13 protein-coding genes and 1 pseudogene are annotated in these 17,540 nt (G+C 54.3%); 11 read left to right on the top strand and 3 right to left on the bottom strand.

From position 1 onward, the window contains the following. The first annotated feature begins 10 nt into the window (after positions 1-10). The 5 genes from QC816_RS01675 to QC816_RS01655 all read left to right on the top strand — a co-directional run bounded on the left by QC816_RS01675 (position 11) and on the right by QC816_RS01655 (position 6,952). Positions 11-1,123: a GNAT family N-acetyltransferase gene (locus QC816_RS01675; RefSeq protein ID WP_309780653.1), complete on the top strand. Its 1,113-nt coding sequence runs from the start codon at positions 11-13 to the stop codon at positions 1,121-1,123. 23 nt (positions 1,124-1,146) lie between these two features. Then, complete coding sequence (locus QC816_RS01670; RefSeq protein ID WP_309780652.1) at positions 1,147-2,442, top strand: lysine N(6)-hydroxylase/L-ornithine N(5)-oxygenase family protein; 1,296 nt, start codon at positions 1,147-1,149, stop codon at positions 2,440-2,442. 65 nt (positions 2,443-2,507) lie between these two features. Next, positions 2,508-3,461 carry an alpha/beta hydrolase gene (locus QC816_RS01665; protein ID WP_309780651.1) on the top strand — a complete coding sequence of 318 codons (954 nt, stop codon included), beginning with the start codon at positions 2,508-2,510 and terminating at the stop codon, positions 3,459-3,461. Positions 3,462-3,616: 155 nt separating this feature from the next. After that, complete coding sequence (locus tag QC816_RS01660; RefSeq protein WP_309780650.1) at positions 3,617-5,821, top strand: TonB-dependent siderophore receptor; 2,205 nt, start codon at positions 3,617-3,619, stop codon at positions 5,819-5,821. Positions 5,822-6,103: 282 nt separating this feature from the next. Continuing rightward, entirely contained in the window at positions 6,104-6,952 is an 849-nt protein-coding gene (locus tag QC816_RS01655; RefSeq protein WP_309780649.1) for an ABC transporter substrate-binding protein, read from the top strand. A gap of 64 nt (positions 6,953-7,016) precedes the next feature. On the opposite strand, the gene QC816_RS01650 is transcribed toward QC816_RS01655, so the two are convergent. Beyond that, positions 7,017-8,369, bottom strand: a complete 1,353-nt coding sequence (locus QC816_RS01650) for a thioesterase domain-containing protein (protein ID WP_422823721.1) — start codon at positions 8,367-8,369, stop codon at positions 7,017-7,019. A 339-nt stretch (positions 8,370-8,708) separates the two neighbouring features. On the opposite strand from QC816_RS01650, the gene QC816_RS01645 reads away from it, so the two are divergent. The 4 genes from QC816_RS01645 (at position 8,709) to QC816_RS01630 (ending at position 13,715) form a co-directional block, all read left to right on the top strand. Then, complete coding sequence (locus QC816_RS01645) at positions 8,709-10,886, top strand: TonB-dependent siderophore receptor (protein ID WP_309780648.1); 2,178 nt, start codon at positions 8,709-8,711, stop codon at positions 10,884-10,886. A gap of 35 nt (positions 10,887-10,921) precedes the next feature. Continuing rightward, entirely contained in the window at positions 10,922-11,863 is a 942-nt protein-coding gene (locus tag QC816_RS01640; RefSeq protein WP_264823529.1) for an ABC transporter substrate-binding protein, read from the top strand. A 117-nt stretch (positions 11,864-11,980) separates the two neighbouring features. Beyond that, positions 11,981-12,781, top strand: a complete 801-nt coding sequence (locus QC816_RS01635) for an inositol monophosphatase family protein (RefSeq protein WP_264823530.1) — start codon at positions 11,981-11,983, stop codon at positions 12,779-12,781. Positions 12,782-12,947: 166 nt separating this feature from the next. Then, entirely contained in the window at positions 12,948-13,715 is a 768-nt protein-coding gene (locus tag QC816_RS01630; protein WP_066319705.1) for an ABC transporter ATP-binding protein, read from the top strand. Positions 13,716-13,736: 21 nt separating this feature from the next. Here the strand turns inward: QC816_RS01630 and QC816_RS01625 are convergent. After that, positions 13,737-14,637: pseudogene (locus QC816_RS01625) on the bottom strand (zinc ABC transporter substrate-binding protein). A 262-nt stretch (positions 14,638-14,899) separates the two neighbouring features. Between QC816_RS01625 and QC816_RS01620 the strand changes: the two are divergent. Both QC816_RS01620 and QC816_RS01615 read left to right on the top strand, forming a co-directional pair. Continuing rightward, a complete protein-coding gene (locus QC816_RS01620; RefSeq protein WP_264823532.1) occupies positions 14,900-15,640 on the top strand; it encodes a metal ABC transporter ATP-binding protein in 741 nt (246 codons plus the stop codon). Next, on the top strand, positions 15,630-16,433 hold the full coding sequence (locus tag QC816_RS01615; RefSeq protein WP_066319694.1) for a metal ABC transporter permease: 804 nt from the start codon (positions 15,630-15,632) through the stop codon (positions 16,431-16,433). Before QC816_RS01620 ends, QC816_RS01615 begins: the two co-directional genes overlap by 11 nt. Positions 16,434-16,448: 15 nt before the next feature. On the opposite strand, the gene QC816_RS01610 is transcribed toward QC816_RS01615, so the two are convergent. Further along, positions 16,449-17,537, bottom strand: coding sequence for a DUF1513 domain-containing protein (locus QC816_RS01610; protein ID WP_309780646.1), 1,089 nt, complete (start codon positions 17,535-17,537; stop codon positions 16,449-16,451). Positions 17,538-17,540: the final 3 nt, after the last annotated feature.

The raw sequence follows: 17,540 nt of genomic DNA, 5'->3' as shown, positions 1-17,540 counted from the left end.
GAGCCTAGCGGTGTCCCGTTCTGTCCAGGCACAACCCCAGGTACACGCACCTTCCGAAAGCCACACGGTGGCCTCGCTGCTCTCACGCCCCGAGGGCTACACCTATCAAGTCATTGGTGATAACACCACGCAGTCGCTGATCGTAAAGGGTGATCAGGAACGTCTTGAATGGTCATTAGTGGACGATAGCAACACCTTGACGCTGCGCTGGCCGCAGCGCTCAGCGCCACCGCTCCCGGCATTGCTTGCCGCTATCGAGGGGGCTTTTGCCGTTTACCCTGGCAGTGTTGCGCTACGCCTTCAGCTACCTAGTGCTTTGCACACCAAGCTGTGTGCCACTGGCGTCGCGGTGAGAGATAGCCAAGGAGCGCTGTGGGCCTATGCGGAGCTCTTTTGGCAGTTACCCACGCTTTGGCTTACCCCACCACCCACGCGCCCTTACCCGCAGCAGCCCATCCTGGAGAACGGGAAACGACACCCACGTCGCCCGCCGCGCCCCAGTGGCACGGTGTATCAGCGCCATATTGCCTGGCTGGATGCCACCCTGAGTTTTCGCGTCCTTGACCTGGAACAGGATCTGGAGCGCTTCAACCGCTGGATGAACGACCCGGTCGTCGCCCATTTCTGGGAAGAACAGGGGGATTTGGCGCAGCATCGCGAGCGGCTGGAAAGCACGCTCCAGAATCCCAGCGTGGTACCGCTGATCGGCTGTATCGACGGCGAGCCCTTCGGCTATTTCGAGACTTACTGGGCCAAGGAAGACCGCATCGGCGCTTATTACGACGCCGATGATTTTGACCGCGGCTGGCACGTGCTGATCGGCGAAGCCGCTTTTCGCGGGCGACCCTATGTTGCTGCCTGGATGCCCTCTATCTCGCACTATTTATTCCTGGATGACTGCCGCACCCAGCGCCTGGTGATCGAGCCCCGCGTGGATAACGCCAAGATGCTGCGCAACCTTGCCCAGTGCGGTTACGCCCATGTGAAGGCGTTCGATTTCCCCCATAAGCGAGCCATGCTCGGCATGCAGCTACGCGAACACTTTTTTAACGAGCGCAGCTGGATTCCGCTGCCGCCCCACCCTGGGTCAGCGCCACGACCCGACCCGCGCTTCACCCCATAAATACATCAGCCACGAGGACTGTTATGCATATTCACGACTTGATCGGCATCGGTTTCGGCCCTTCCAATATTGCCCTGGCCATTGCGCTCGACGAACAGCGCCAGGCGGGGAATGCACGGGATGCTTTCTTTATTGAACGCCAGCCCTGCTTTGCCTGGCACCCGCACATGCTGCTGGACAATGCCCATATGCAGATCTCTTTCCTGAAAGATCTGGTCACGCCACGCAACCCCAAAAGCCGCTTCAGCTTCCTCAACTATCTTCACAGCAAAGGTCGCCTGCAGGACTTTATCAACCTGCAGACCTTCTTCCCCAGCCGCCACGAGTTCAATGACTACCTGAGCTGGACGGCCAGCCACTTTGAACACCAGTGCGCCTATGGAGAAGATGTGTTTGAAGTACTGCCCGAAACGGATAACGACGAGGTCGACTACCTCCGCGTTCGCTCCCGGGATGAGAATGGCAAGGTGCAGGAAAGGCTCACCCGTTCACTGGTGATCAGCGTAGGCGGCGCGCCCAATGTGCCTGAATGCTTCGCCGGGCTAAAAGACGACCCGAGGGTCTTCCACTCCAGCCATTACCTTCGTGAACTGGCGAAGCAAGACACCCCCAAACGCATCGCAGTGATCGGTGCGGGCCAGAGCGCCGCTGAGATATTCCTGGATCTGCACAACCGCGACGGCATTCAGGTGGATCTGATTAGCCGAGCGTGGGCCTTTAAACCCTCCGACGATAGTCCCTTCGTCAATGAGATTTTCAACCCCGAATACACCGACTACGTGTTCAACAACCCCACTGGCCAGCGGGAAGCACTGCTGCAGGAGTACAAAAGCACCAACTACTCCGCCCCGGATCTCGCACTGATTCAGGAGATTTACGATGTGTTCTACCAGCAAAAAGTAACGGGCCAGGCCCGCCACCGATTCCGCCGCCGCCATGAGGTTATTGACAGCGAAGCAACTACCGAAGGCGTTGAGCTCAACGTGCGAGACCTGGAGACGGGCCATACGGATATCACCCGTTACGACGCCGTGGTGCTCGCCACCGGCTATGTACGCGATACCTATAAAAAGCTACTGGCCCCGGTTGAAGACTACCTATCTGACTTTGCCGTCAACCGCCACTATCAGCTTTACACCAAGCCTGAATTCAAACCGGCTATTTTCCTGCAGGGAAGTTGCGAGCCCACCCATGGCTTGAGCGACACCCTGCTGTCGATTTTGGCGGCACGGACGAGTGAGATTTGTGAAGTGCTTAATGAGGCGTTACCAGCAGACCAGCCAGAGGCATCAACTCCATCACTGGTAAGCACAGACTAACCAAGCACTATTAACGCATGGCCGTTCTCTCAGAGCGGCCCTTAATACCGAGACTTACGCCCATTATGTCCTTACACCCTGATGTCGCCGCTTTCTTAGACCTGATCGCCGATAGCGGCAATCCGCCTTTCCACTCGCTCTCACCAGAACAAGCACGCGCTGCCTACGAGGCATCATCCCAGATGCTTGATGAGCCAATAGCTAACGATGCAACGTCATTGAGCATCACCTGCCGGGATGGACACCGTATAGAACTGCGCCGCTACCAAGGCGAGGAGTCTTTATCGCCCACCCTGCTTTACTTCCATGGTGGCGGCTACCTACTGGGCAGCCTGGATTCCCACGATTCGCTCTGCCAAAGCATCGCTCAGGCAACTGGCTACACAGTGCTGGCTGTCGACTACCGCCTGGCCCCCGAGCACAAGTTTCCGACGGCTTTTTACGACGCTGAAGACGCCTATTGCTGGCTGCTGAAGCATGGCGAAGCGACGGGTCTCGATAACTCACGTATCGCCGTCGGCGGCGACAGTGTAGGGGGAACCCTGGCCACGGCTCTTTGTATGTCAGCACGTGATAATGGTTGGCCCCCGCCACGCTGCCAAATCCTGCTCTACCCCTGCACCAGCGCCTGGCAGGACAGCGAGTCTCATAGTCAATACGCGCACGGCTACCTGCTGGAAGCAGATACCCTGCAGTGGATGTTTAGCCACTATCTAAATAGCGATGAGGAACGCCACGACTGGCGCTTTGCGCCGTTGGAGGCTGCGGAACTCAACAATCTACCGCCTGCGTTTATCGCCCTGGCCGAACATGACCCTCTGGTCGACGAAGGCATCGCCTACGTGAACCGCTTACAGGAAGCCAACGTGGATACCCAGTTGGCCCTTTATCCCGGCATGGTGCACGACTTCGCACGTCTGGGGAGCATTACGCCTGATGCCACCGACCAGGTACGCGGGGACATCGCCAAGGCGCTACAGCAGCACCTCAGTAACCACCAAACCCCGGTAGGGGCTTAGTTGCCGCCCCATGGGGTATGGATCTGTACATGTGGCGCTTCTTGCCACGCGAACCATTTCAAGCAACAGATGGTTGCATATAAGCGCAAACTCATAACATAATGCTAATAATAACAATTACCATTAACACATAGATATCATTCAAGGGGATTACTATGCATCAATTCAATACCTGCCTGCGCAGACAACTGCTCACAGTTGCCATTGCCAATGCCTGCGCAGCAACGCTATTCGCGGCACCGGCTGCTTTCGCCCAAGATACCATGACGCAGGAGGCAGAAAACGACGAAACGATCAATGCATTGCCAACCGTCCAAGTAACTGGCGAGTACTTGCGTGATGCCACGACTGAAGGGACAGACTCATACACCACAGACTCAATGAATACCTCTACACGTCTAGACTTATCTATTCGTGAAACACCCCAATCAGTATCAGTTATCAGCCGACAGCTGATTGATGATATGCAGTTGGAATCACTGACAGATGTGGTCAATACAGTGACAGGCCTCACTTCAACCCAGCAAGATAGCCAACGACATGTTTTTTCAGCACGTGGATTTGAGATTAATAATTATCAAATTGATGGCATACCAACAGCTTGGGAAAGTGGTTATTCCGCTGGTGAATCACAAATGGACACCATACTTTATGACCGTGTTGAAGTAGTTCGTGGTGCTAGCGGTTTGACTTCCGGTGCGGGAGATCCTTCGGCTGCGATTAACCTTGTGCGGAAGAAAGCGGATAGTGAGGAATTTACTGGACATGCCACTATCAGTGCTGGCAATTGGGATCGCTATCAGGGTACTGTGGATATTTCGACGCCATTAAATGAAGCAGGAACCGTGCGTGGCCGCATCGTTGGCAGCCATCTCGAAGAAGGTTCTTTTGTTGATTCGCTGGAAAATGAAAAATCTGTTTATTATGGCACTTTAGCTGCCGATATCACTGATAATACATTGATGAACATTGGTATAAGCCAACAAAAAAATAGGCCTACCAGTTCAACCTGGGGAGGTTTACCGGTTTGGTTTAGTAATGGAGAAAGAACAGATTGGTCTCGTTCTAAAACGGTCGGCGCAGACTGGACAAGATGGGATTCTGAAGTTACCAATCACTTCGTCAATCTCGAGCATAATTTTGATTCAGGCGCATCACTTTACGCAGCTTATAGCAAAAACATAAATCATGCTGATTTGCCATTAGTCTATTTGTCCGGTTATCCAGACAAGCAAACCGGCCTTGGAATGGGTGCATTTCCAGCTTGGTATGAATTTGAAAGAGAGCAAGAAAATATCGATATCTATGGTAACTTGCCCTTTGAATTTTCTGGTCGTGACCATGAGGTGACTGTAGGCCTGATGCACAACAAACAGGACTTCACTTCCGAACTTCGTAATGCACTGAATGTTCCCCCTGTTGGAAATTTCTATGAATGGGATGGCTCATATCCAGAGCCTGATTGGGGACAGCAAACAACCCATATGAGAAAAGAAACTGAACAGCTTGGTGGTTATGGAGCTTTACGCTTATCGCTGACTGACCCACTGACGCTGATTCTGGGTAGTCGCATTACTAATTGGGACGTTGAAGGTATGAAATCAAATGGTGATTTATATGATTTTAGCCATCATCAGATAGTCACACCCTATGCAGGCTTAATCTACGACATAAATGATGTCTACTCAGCTTATGTCAGCTATACAGATATTTTCAACCCTCAGGATGAGCAAGATAGAAATGGCAACTATCTTGACCCAGTGGAAGGTAAAAACTATGAAACCGGTATCAAAGCGGAGTATTTTGAAGGCCGTCTGAACGCCATGCTATCAGTATTTCGTATTGATCAGGATAACCTAGCGCAGCCCGATACAGGATATTTGGTTCCTGGCACCACCGACCAGGCCTCATATGCGGCGGAGGGCACCTCCAGTATCGGCTATGAGATTGAAGTCTCAGGTGCTATTACCGATGATTGGAATCTTATGTTCGGTTGGTCACAGTTCCAGGCCGAAGATGCCGATGGATCAGCAGTAAATACCGCTCAACCTCGCCGTACCGCAACCTTGTTCACTACCTATAAAATAAATGATTTAACCCTAGGTGGCGGTTTCGATTGGCAAAGCTCCAATTACAGCATGGTCACCAACCCTTTGGGAAATAGCGAAGAAGTAAAACAGGATAGTTATTCGCTTGCTCGTCTGATGGCCAGATATCAGATGACACCGGAACTAAGCGCTCAGTTGAACATCAACAATCTATTTGATGAGAAGTATTACACTAATAGTGGCGCTTGGTTCGGCCAGTTGGCGTACGGTGCTCCACGCAGCGCAAACTTGACATTAAAATATGACTTCTAAAACATCGGCATAGCAATATTTAAAATTCCTTATCAGGTGTTGACCCAGCCCGTCTATTCAGGGCTGGGTATTTTAATAAAAAATATTGCTGCCAGAAATAGAATTTTCTAACTTCACGCCCAGACACTGTCAGTTTATTCTCAGCTCCTCCTTGAGCATTAAAATTAAGCACTGGCCTTTGTGTCCCTTGGGTCTTTCGGTCTGAATATATCTTTCAATACATTTTTTAATTTAAAATCCGAATCCATGGCAACCATAATACTTCTCTCCAAGGTACGATATATGAAGTCATTAACAAAAGCACTAGTATTCCTTACATTCATAAATATTTCATATGCTGGTGAGAGGCATCCCATTGCCACTTTTGACTGGGCTGTTGCAGAGACACTGAGCATGCTTGATATTTCTCCCCTAGGCGTAATGCAACTGAACACTTATAACGAATGGACAGATAACAAAATCATCTCATGTGATGCTATAGAGATGGGTTTAGGCTCTATGCCAAATCTTGAGCTATTGTCACATCTAACCCCTTCACTAATATTGGGAGATAACAAAAGTCTTAATGAAAAATTAACACGCATCGCCCCCACAGAAAATATCTCCCTATTTCCGATTACTGGAGACCCTTGGCAGGCGATGCAAGATTTCACTCTGGCTTTAGCGGAACGGATAGGGCATAACGAAGAAGCAAAACGCCTCATCCACGAATACGAGCAGCAGTTTTCCAAACTAAGATATAGACTTTCTGGAGATGAAGAGCCCCTCATTATCATCCAGTTTAGGGATGATCGACATGTCTGGATATATGGTGAAAACAGTCTACTTCAAGGCGCTTTGGACCAACTCGGCCTTACCAATGCATGGGATCAACCAACAAACTATGCAGGGGTTTCCACTGTGAGCATCGATGAACTACCCGCCATTGAAGGTAGGTTGGTTGTTTTGAAGAGCCCTCATTATACCTCCAGCATTGGTGATCGCCTCAACCGTGGCGGGCTATGGCAGGCGTTGTTACGTCTACGCAGTGGCAATATCGTCTACCTTCCTGTTAATTACTGGACTCTGGGAGGCTTACCCTCTGCCATGCGTTTTGCCGAGACCTTGGTAGAGACGCTTGAAGATACGTAAATGTTACCCGGTCGCCCCAACCAGACGACCGAGTAGAAGGCGTACGCCCCCTAGTATCCAGCAATCAAACCAGTTCGTGTTCGTCTAATATTGCCTCCTGGTAAGCTACCTCTTGCAGTTTTGCCACCACCCGTAGCAACAGCGAATCACTGGAAACAATCGAGAAGTGATCCTCAGAAGTCTCAATAGCACGACGTGGCGCTTGGCCCAACTGATGCGTTAGCGCTTGCCGCTCCTTTTGCGGACGCCCTTCTGACCACCAGCAATCCACTTCACAGTCCAACGCTGGCAAGGTATTGATCTGCAGGGAGAGCCTTTTCAGATGCCGCGCTACACAAAAGATTCGAGCTAGTTCCTCACCGCCCAGAGCGGCATAACCTTCCCGTCCGTAGGACTTATCCGACGCCAGCAGGCGTTCTAGCATAATGGCTAGTTCCGCTTCACCCGGCTCTTCATGAGGTGTTGCGTTGTTAATATTGGCTACCATCTCGGACGGGATACCTGGCAAGATTACCGACGCATAAGCAGCAAAATCCTCCTGCCAGTTATCAGCGCTCTTCTGGCCGCTACCGGGGATATAGGGATCCACCAGCGCCAAAAGGCTCACCTCCTGGCCTTGCTTTTCAAGCCGTGCCGCAATCATCGCCCCCAAGGTGCCGCCTAATGACCACCCTAATAACCGATAGGGCCCGTGAGGCTGCAAGCGACGAACAATGGTTGCATATTCATCAGCCATTGCTTCCAGCGAAGTATCAAAATGTTGCGAGTCGGTTAGCATCCGGCACGGTAGTCCATATACCGTGCATATTCCCTGTAGGCGTCGTGCCAGCGGCTGATAGTCGTAAAGAGTGCCCATACCAGCATGCACGCAGAACAGCGGTGACTGCCCCTGTCTCTCGCCATTGAGCATAACCACGCCATCCAGCAAAGCATCTGAAGATTCACCCAGCCCTAACAAACCGGCAATGGTCGGCTTCTGCATCAGATCACGCAGTTTAAAATCAAGCGTAGTCTCCTTTAGGGCGCGCACTCGGCTCAACACCTTCAGACTTAGTAGAGAGTCTCCACCCAACTCAAAGAAGTTGTCGGTTTCTCCCACCCGCTCAATACCCAATACGTCTTGCCAAATCTCGGCAAGTTGTCGGGATTCCGGTGTAGAGGGAGCCACGTGCTCGCGATTTTCATCCAGCCATGGCTCGGGTAACGCCGACTGATCCAGTTTGCCATTGACCATACGTGGCAGGGCTGTCAGCACCATCATATGGGCTGGCACCATGTAGTCGGGCAGATGCGCTTCGAAGTGTCGGCGAGCACGTCGCACTAATCGATCGTTATCCGCCTCCTCATCCGCTACCAGATAAGCAACCAACTGATGCCCATTCGAGGCTTCATGGGTAACGATGGCAACGTCACTCACGCCAAGTATTTCACGGGCACGTGCTTCAATCTCACCCTATTACGGCCCTGAATACCTCTACGACTACCAAGGGCAAGGCCACACCTACACGCTGAATTGGGCGATGTCCTACTGATTCATCGTTCCATTGCTCGCTTTCGCCCCGCTGTCATGCGGGGCTTTTTAATGGATAGGGTGACAGCTAACTCACCCTTCTCTCCCTGTAAGCAGGCATTTGTCGTGCCATAGCATTCCACCCTAGGTTCACGCGATATTGACATCTCATTCCATATAAACATAATACGAATAATAACAATTAACATTCGTATAAAATTAAAAATTAATGCAAGGAGAATATTCGTGAACCACCCCACTTTCCGAAAGCGGTGGCTAACAGCCGCCATTGCTGTTGCTGCCTGCAGCTCTTCAACAGAGGTGCTTGCCCAAAACGCCGACCAGAGCGCATCTTCAGGCAACGAAACTTCCTCATTACCGACACTGCAGGTCACGGAAAGTCGTATTTATGAAGACTCCTCCGGCCCCGTGCTGGGTATTGCGGCTACCCGCAGCGCAACAGGCACCAAAACCGATACGCCGATCATCGAAACACCACAATCAATCTCCGTGATCGGCAGTCAGGAATTTCGCAACTATGGCGCGCAGAACGTCAACCAGGCGCTGGGCTACACAGCGGGTGTGTCGAGCGCCTATGGCGGGGGAGGTGCCGACACAACCCATGACAGCATGATGATTCGCGGTTTCAGTGTGTATAACAGCTACCGGGATGGCAGCAAATATCAAGTCAATGTGTTCGACGCCCAGCAGGAGCTCTATGGCCTGGAGCGGCTGGAGGTGCTCAAGGGGCCCTCATCAATTCTCTATGGCGTGGCGTCTCCCGGGGGCTTAATCAATGCGGTCAGTAAGCGCCCCACCAGCGAGCCTTTGCGCGAGGTCAATCTCCAGGTAGGCAGTTTTGATCGGCGCCAGGTCTCTGCGGACTTTTCAGACTCTCTGGATGAAAACGGTGAGTTTTCCTACCGTTTAACCATGCTCCGCCGCGAAAGCAACACCTTTGTCGACCATGTGCCCGATGATCGCACCTACATCGCGCCTGCCTTTAAGTGGCAGCCAAACAAGGATACATCGCTCACGCTGCTCGGCGAGTATCAGCGGGATGAGACGACGTATATCTATGGCCTACCCGCCAGCGGCAGCATTCTCCCCAACCCTAACGGTAAGATTCCTCAGGAGCGATTCGTTGGCGAACCCGGCTTCGACGACTACGATAATGAGAGTTACTCCCTCGGCTACCTGTTCGAGCACGATTTTTCCAACCGCCTGAAGCTCAGTCACAATTTTCGCAATTTCCACTCAGATAGAAACTTCGACAACGTCGGTATTGTTCAGCAACCTCAAAGCTCCGCCGGGCGACTCTTTTCCAGAACCGCTCATGACCGGCGCGATGCTTCCAGGGCAATCTCCTCTGATACCTCATTGCAGTATGACTGGGAGGCCGGCACGACGACCCATACATCCCTGATCGGACTTGACTACGTCCGCCAGCGCCACGAAACGGAGCGCTACCAGCAGAGCGTCCCTGCGCTAGATCTTTATAGTCCTGACTATGGGAGTGGTCAATTGGGTGAAAGCGTCCCCAATGTCTATTCCAATGTGAGCCGAAAGGAGCAGGTGGGACTGTATGTTCAGAACCAGATGAAGATTGCCGATAAATGGGTGGTCATGCTGGGCGGGCGTCAAGACTGGACGGACACTGAGGCATCTCGGTACTTCGACCCCTCACAACAACAGCAGCAGGATGATGATGCCTTCACCGGTCGTGTCGGGTTCGTTTACCTGGCAGACAATGGCTTGGCACCCTTCGCCAGCTTCAGTCAATCTTTTGAAGTGGCGACGGGAACTGATCGCAACGGCGATCAGTTCGAACCCACCCGGGGCGAACAGTATGAACTGGGTATCCGTTTCCAACCCGAAGGCTGGGATACCCTATTAACCGCCACCGCTTACGAATTGACCCAGGAAAACATGCTGGTCGCTGACCCGGTCGACACCACTTTCCAGACACAAATAGGCGAAGTGCGCTCGCGCGGCGTCGAGCTGGAAGCCAAGACAGAGCTTGGCCTCAATGCCAACCTGGTCGCCGCTTATGCCTACACCGATGCCCGGACGACAAAAAGCAGCCCGGCCACTCCCGAAAAAGTTGGCGAACGAACCGGTCAAGCCCCCTACAACCAATTCTCGCTATGGGGTGACTATCGCTTCAGTGATTTTGGTCTGCCAGGTCTGAAACTGGGTGCCGGCGTACGTTATGTGGGTTCAACGCTTCCTAATGCCCATCTTGATGGTGAAGTGCCTGATTTCACACTTTTTGATGCCATGGTCAGCTATGAGACGGGCCCGTGGTTACTCTCGTTGAATGCGACCAACCTGACCGATGAAACCTATATCGAGTCCTGCACCTATGCGTGCTTCTATGGCGAACCACGCAGCTTAGTCGGTACGGCGTCCTATCAGTGGTGATGGCACTTTTTTATCGGCAAAACACAGGCACGATCATGAAACTGTTTGATCACTCTATTCGCCATAAAAGCGTCGCTTTGTCAGTCGTCTTGCTTATTAGTTTATTAATGAACAAGGCGTTGTCCGCAAGTGACGAAAACAGCGTCGCGCCCTTGGCGACCTTTGACTTCGCCATCGCGGAAACCCTCAATGCGATTGATCATCCGCCCAGATTTCTGTCGGGTCTGAGAGGTTATGAAACCTACTCCCGCCAGGATGGCATTCTTCCCGATACGACCAACCTGGGTTACCGCCATCTCCCTAACCTTGAGCTACTGGCAAGCGATCCTCCAAGCCATATCCTGATTTCTCCACCTGCTCATGCCAGCTTACTTCCGCGGCTCAGGAACATTGCGGATGTCAAGGAGTACCCGCTTTATCAACATGCCGATGGCGAGGGCGAGCATAACGGCTGGGAAATCATCGAGGAATTGACGCTTCAGCTTGGCGATTTGGTGGAAGATCCTGACGCGGCGGAACGTTATATCAAGCAGTCCCGTCGCCACTTCACATCTCTTAAACAAGCGCTTGCGGATATCGACTCGCCTTTGTTGGTGGTGCGCCTGATGGATGAGCGCCATGCCCGGGTGTATGGCGCAGGCAGTGTGGAAGGCATGATGTTGAATCGCCTGGGTCTCGAGAACGCATGGCAGAAAGACCTAGGCCAATGGGGAATGACAACCGTCAGCGCAACGCCTCTGTTTGATATCGATGCCAAGCTGGTGTTTCTCGACAGTCCCTACGGCCCCGACGGGGGTGTAGAACAACTCATCTCGGATGGCCAATGGCGACACTTGCCAAACGTTAAACAGGGCAACTATACGATTATTCCCGTTAATTATTGGTCCTGGGGAGGCCTCCCTGCCGCCCGGCGCTTTGCCGATAGTCTTGCCAGCTATCTTAGTGAGGGCGGCGGCACTAGAAGTTTAAAACAGTGAGCCTAAGCAAACACGCCACTGTCATCACCATGTAACGAATGGCTAGTTACCTTTATCAAACGATTTACTAACCACCATAAACGCACCCAGAACGACGAATATCCAAAGGAAAACAAGATGCTTGATAGCCTCGATGACCTGCTCGAAACGCTCAAGCAAGCCGCCTATGAAGCGGGCACCTTGTTGCGCGAGGGGTATTCGCAAAAGGGGCGGATTGCCTTTGAGCAAAAGGGCGCGTCTGATTTCGTGACTTACTACGATACAACGGCTGAAAATATCATTATCGACTGTATCGGCAGCGCTTTTCCCGATATTGCCTTTCTTGGTGAGGAAAGCGGCCTGACGCCCAGTTCCGATAGCGACTATACCGTGGTGATTGATCCGCTGGATGGCACCAATAACTTCCTGCACGGCGTGCCACATTTTTCGGTGTCGATCGCGGTCACCAAAGGTAATGAGCTCGTCATGGGCGTTGTCTATCAACCGCTGCTTAATGAAATGCTTTGGGCGGCCCAGGGCATGGGGGCTTTTCTCAATGATCGGAAGCTCACCACACCTTCGCCTCGCCCAATGACCGAAATGCTGGTGAGCACTTGTCTGCCCTACCATGCCAAAGGCGACTGCGCCACGGCCCTGAACCAGCTTACCATGCTGATGCCTCAAGTGGCTGGCATCCGCAGCCCCGGCTCGGCGGCGCTCGAGGTCGCCTACGTCAGTCTGGGCCGTTTTGATGCCTTTTGGTCCCAGGGCGCCAAGCTTGAGTTCTGGGATATTGCCGCGGGCATTGTGATTGCCCGAGAAGCAGGCTGCAGCGTTACCGACCTCGCTGGTGAGGCGCATCCCGGCGAATGGAATAGCTTGCTTGTGGCCCACCCCGAGCGGCATGGCCAACTGTTGACGTTGATGAAAAACGACTAAACCGCATTGCCATGCCTGATCGGCACCTCTCCTTCTGCCTACCGATAGCGCGCCTGCACAGAGCGCAGTCGCTCCCGCGTGATTTTTTTCCATTTCTTTGTTAAAAATGAGAACTATTAGCACTAGAATGGAGCCATGGTCATTAACGCATCGCTAGGAGTGATTCATGTTCGAGGTCAAAGGGGCCACCTTCGAAATCAATGGAAAACCGATTCTAACGCCCATTGAACATAGCTTTCAGGAAGGCAGGATTTACGGCCTTATTGGCCATAATGGCTCGGGCAAGTCGACCTTGATAAAGCTCATGGCCCAGCAGCAGCCTACCAGCCAGGGAGAGATCTACTTTGACCAGCGCCCGCTGAGTGATTGGGGCAACCGCGAGTTCGCTCGCCAAGTCGCGTATTTACCTCAACACCTGCCCAGCGCTGAGAGTCTTACCGGGCGCGAGCTGGTGGCCTTTGGCCGCTACCCTTGGCACGGCCTGCTGGGGCGCCACACCCAAAAAGACAAGGACGCTATTGACCGCGCCATTGCCCTCACCCACACCGAGGACTTCGCCGACCGTCTGGTCGATACGCTTTCCGGCGGCGAGCGTCAACGAGTCTGGCTTGCCATGCTGTTGGCACAGGGCAGCCGTTTTCTACTCCTGGATGAGCCACTTGCAGCGCTGGATATCGCCCACCAGATCGAAGTCCTGGCGCTGATTCGCAAGCTGTGCGATGAGCTAAACCTCGGGGTGATTATCGTGCTGCACGATATCAACATGGCCTCGCGCTACTGCGATGAACTGATGGCGCTGCACAGCGGCCGCCTACTGGCCTGCGGCTCCCCCAATGACATGATGTGCGACAGCACCTTGGAAGCGATTTACGGGCTCCCCATGCAGGTCATGAAGCACCCGAACGGGGAGCACAATATCGCCGTGGCGCAGTGACGCGCCAGCCTTTCCAGCCAGTCACATGGCGTTTGTGCAATGCTGGATTTCATCCGCCATCTGGTTGAGCAGCGCGTCGTAAAGCTCGGGGCCAGGCGTTAGGTCAACGCCCAGGGGGTCCATGACGCCGATATAGGTATCGGTATCGCCAAAGACGGCATCGACAATTTGCGGGTTAAACTGCGGCTCGCTGAAGACGCAGTGAATGTCCTCTTCGTTGACCAGCGTTTGAATAGCTTCAATGCGTGCAGGGCTGGGTGAGGAGGCATCGCCGATGGAAATCGCGCCCGCTGCCGTTACATCAAACGCCTTCTCAAAATACTGATAGGCGTCGTGGAACACGATAAAGCGAGTACTCTCGCTGGTGGCCAAGCGCTCTTCGATGTCTTGCTCAAGTGATTCAAGCGCTTGTCGACCTTTCGCCGCATTGTCACGGTAATAATCTGCGTTTTCCGGGTCCAGTTCACCAAGCTGCTGGGCAATGGCGTGCGTTGTCAGGATCCATCCAACCATGCGGGTCTTGTCCGTCATGATGATGGGCATGATCATGATCATGATCATGACCATGACCATGACCATGGTCGTGGTCGTGGTCGTGGTCGTGGTCGTGGTCGTGGTCGTGGTCGTGGTCGTGGTCGTGGTCGTGGTCGTGGTCGTGGTCGTGGTCGTGGTCAGCGACATCGAACGTCGCGCCTTCGCGATAGGCAAAGGTGTTGATGTCGGAGACGCGCATCAACTCCAGATGCCTGGCATCGCCGGCCAGATTCTCCACCGGGCCTGATAGCCATGGCGTTAGATCGTTGCTTACCCATACAACCAGATCGGCATTATCCAAGGCGTCTGCTTCCGAGGGCCGTAGTGAATAACCGTGGGGGGATGCGCCGGGCTGGATGAAAAGCTCGGGTGACCCACGATCACCCATCACCTTGGCCACCAGTGAATGCACCGGCGGGATATCCACCGCCACACGGGGAACATCGGCCAAGGCCGTCAAGGGAAGGCCCACCAACAGCGGTAAGGCGTAATGTGCCAAGCGATACGTCATGGCTCTCTCCTAATGGTCAACAGCAGGTAAATAATCGTCGTCTTATGGTCAGGCGCTTTTGGCCGCACTTTGTCTTGGCCGCCCACACCATATATGTTATAACATAACAATTAATACGTAAGCTAGAGTTTGCCTGCTGATGCTCCAATCTATTACCCCTAGCGCTCCCCTTTTGCGTGCCTGCCAGCTCAACGTACGCATCGGGGGAAAACCGATTCTTGAAGACATCCACCTGGCGCTGCATCGCGAAGAAATCGTCACGTTAATTGGCCCCAACGGGTCGGGAAAATCCACGCTGGTTAAAACGCTGGTGGGCGCCATCAAGCCAACGTCAGGCCGTGTGGAAATCGACGCAGGCCTGAATATCGGTTACGTGCCCCAACGGCTGCATCTAGACCCGACGCTCCCCATCACCGTCTCGCGCTTTATTAACCTTCCCCACCGCCACCTCCGGGACGATGTGCACCAGGCGCTGACAAATGCCGGGGTTGAAGGGTTACACAATGCGGCGATGAGCCAGCTGTCCGGCGGGCAGTTGCAACGCGTGTTGCTGGCCCGAGCGCTCATCAACAGGCCCGACATCCTGATTCTCGACGAAGCCACACAAGGGCTTGATTATCGAGGTGTCGCTGACTTCTATAAAAAGATCGAAGAGGTCCGCCAATCCTATCGCTGCGGGATTTTGATGGTGAGCCATGACCTGCATGTGGTGATGCGCACCGCTGATCATGTGTTGTGCCTGAACGGCCACATCTGCTGCGAGGGCAAACCCGAGCGGGTTGCCTCCTCCCCCGACTATCAGGCGTTATTCGGCGAGCAGACAGCCCAAATGCTCGCCGTTTATCGCCACCAACACGAGGAAGCTGCCCATGCTGGATGATTTCATGTGGCGCGCGACCCTGGCGGGCCTTTTCGTCGCCCTTGCCGCCGCGCCACTCGGTTGCTTTGTGGTCTGGCGACGCATGGCGTACTTCGGCGATGCAACCTCTCACGCTGCCATTCTCGGCGTTGCATTGGCGTTACTGCTTAATATCTCTATTTTTGCAGGGGTGTTAATGATTGCCCTGACCATGGCCGCCTGCGTGACGTTGCTCAGCGGACGTGGCTATGCCATGGATACCCTGCTCGGGGTCATGGCGCACTCGGCCCTGGCGATTGGCTTGGTTGCCGTTTCGTTTATATCGGGCGTACGTGTCGACCTCAATGCCTATCTATTTGGCGATATTCTGGCCGTTGGCAAAGACGACTTATGGGTCATCGGGGGCGGCACGCTGATGGTGTTGGCGTTACTCGGCTGGCGCTGGTCGGCACTGCTGACCGCCACGCTCAGCGATGAACTCGCCCACGCCAGCGGCATTCAGCCACGCCGGGAGCAATTAGTTCTCACGCTCTCTCTCGCTATGGTCGTGGCGGTGGCGCTCAAGGTTGTGGGTGCCTTACTGATTGCCGCCCTGCTGATTATCCCCGCCGCAACGGCCCGGCCTTTCTGCCGAACCCCCGAAATAATGGCCCTGGTAGCGGCAGGCATTGCGTCATTGGCGGTCACCTCGGGGCTTAAAGCGGCTTACCTCTTCGATACCCCGACTGGCCCGACCATTGTCACCCTGGCCGCTGGGTTTTTCCTGCTCTCGACGATCGCCATGCAAGGCGTGCGCTACCTAGGTCAGCACTAAACAGGTCAGCGCTAATCAGGTCAGGTGGTTATCCCAGCGGATTTCCAGGCTGGCCAGCAGCTCGGGCGTTGCCGAGCCAGGGATTACCCGGTAGAGCCCGCCCTGGCCGGAGGAGACCAGAAAGCCGCCGTTGCCATCACAGCGGGCGCCGGCGGCGTCGGGCAGTTCCAGGCTGGTGGTCAGACGGCCTTGTTCAGCATCCAGCAGCAGCACCCGATTGCCGCGCGGGGCGGTCACCAGAACATTGGTCGAGACGCGGCTAAACGCGACGCTGGCGGTGTATTGGTGCAGGCTGGCGGTGACCTCATCGGGCAGCGCCAGTTCTGAAAAATGCCCGGCGGCATCCAGGCGGCAAATCAGCGGATGGGTCTCCCACTCGGGGCCTTCGAACTGATAACCCGCAATCACCGTGCCGTCCGCTGCCACGTCCAGATGACGGCAGCTTAACTGGTGGTGCGAGGGCTCGTGACGGGCCAGAATTTCGCCGCTATGGCGATCCATCAGCACCAGTGCCGGGGCCATGGTGTCCAGGTTGAGCTTTACCCGGCCGTAGTCGGGGTGGGTCTGAATGCCGCCCAAGCCAATGACCAGGTTGTCACCATCCGGCATCAACCGAAGCTCGTGAGGGCCAATTCCCTCAAGTGGCATATCACGCACATGGGCGTAGCCGTTGGCAGCGTCGTAAACCCGCACCAGCCCAGCGCTATCCGCCAGGCGATTGGCGGTGACATACAGATATCGCCCACTCAGATCGAACACGCCATGCCCGTAGAAGTGGTAACCCTCCCCGGCGTCGATGGTATGGGCGAGTTGGCGGCTGTCGCCGTCGATCACGTGCATCCGCGTACCGGGACGGCGGGCGAACAGCACTGCCTGGCGGGAATCTGGCCGTAAACAGCCTCCATGACAGCGCTCGGGCACCTCGATCATAAACCGGGCCTGGCCATCCAGCGCCACCCCGGCGATAAAATGCCCACCGCTGGGGTTATCCACCGCGCTAAACAGCCAATCCACTTCCTCTCGAGCGGGCAGTGCCCAGCTTAGCGGTGTTAGCGCCATGGCGACGCTGCCCAACCCTACCTTGAGTACCTGGCGTCGCTGCATGGC

Source organism: Vreelandella janggokensis, assembly GCF_031451615.1.
GTDB lineage: Bacteria > Pseudomonadota > Gammaproteobacteria > Pseudomonadales > Halomonadaceae > Vreelandella > Vreelandella janggokensis.
This window is presented reverse-complemented; position numbering and strand designations above follow the sequence as displayed.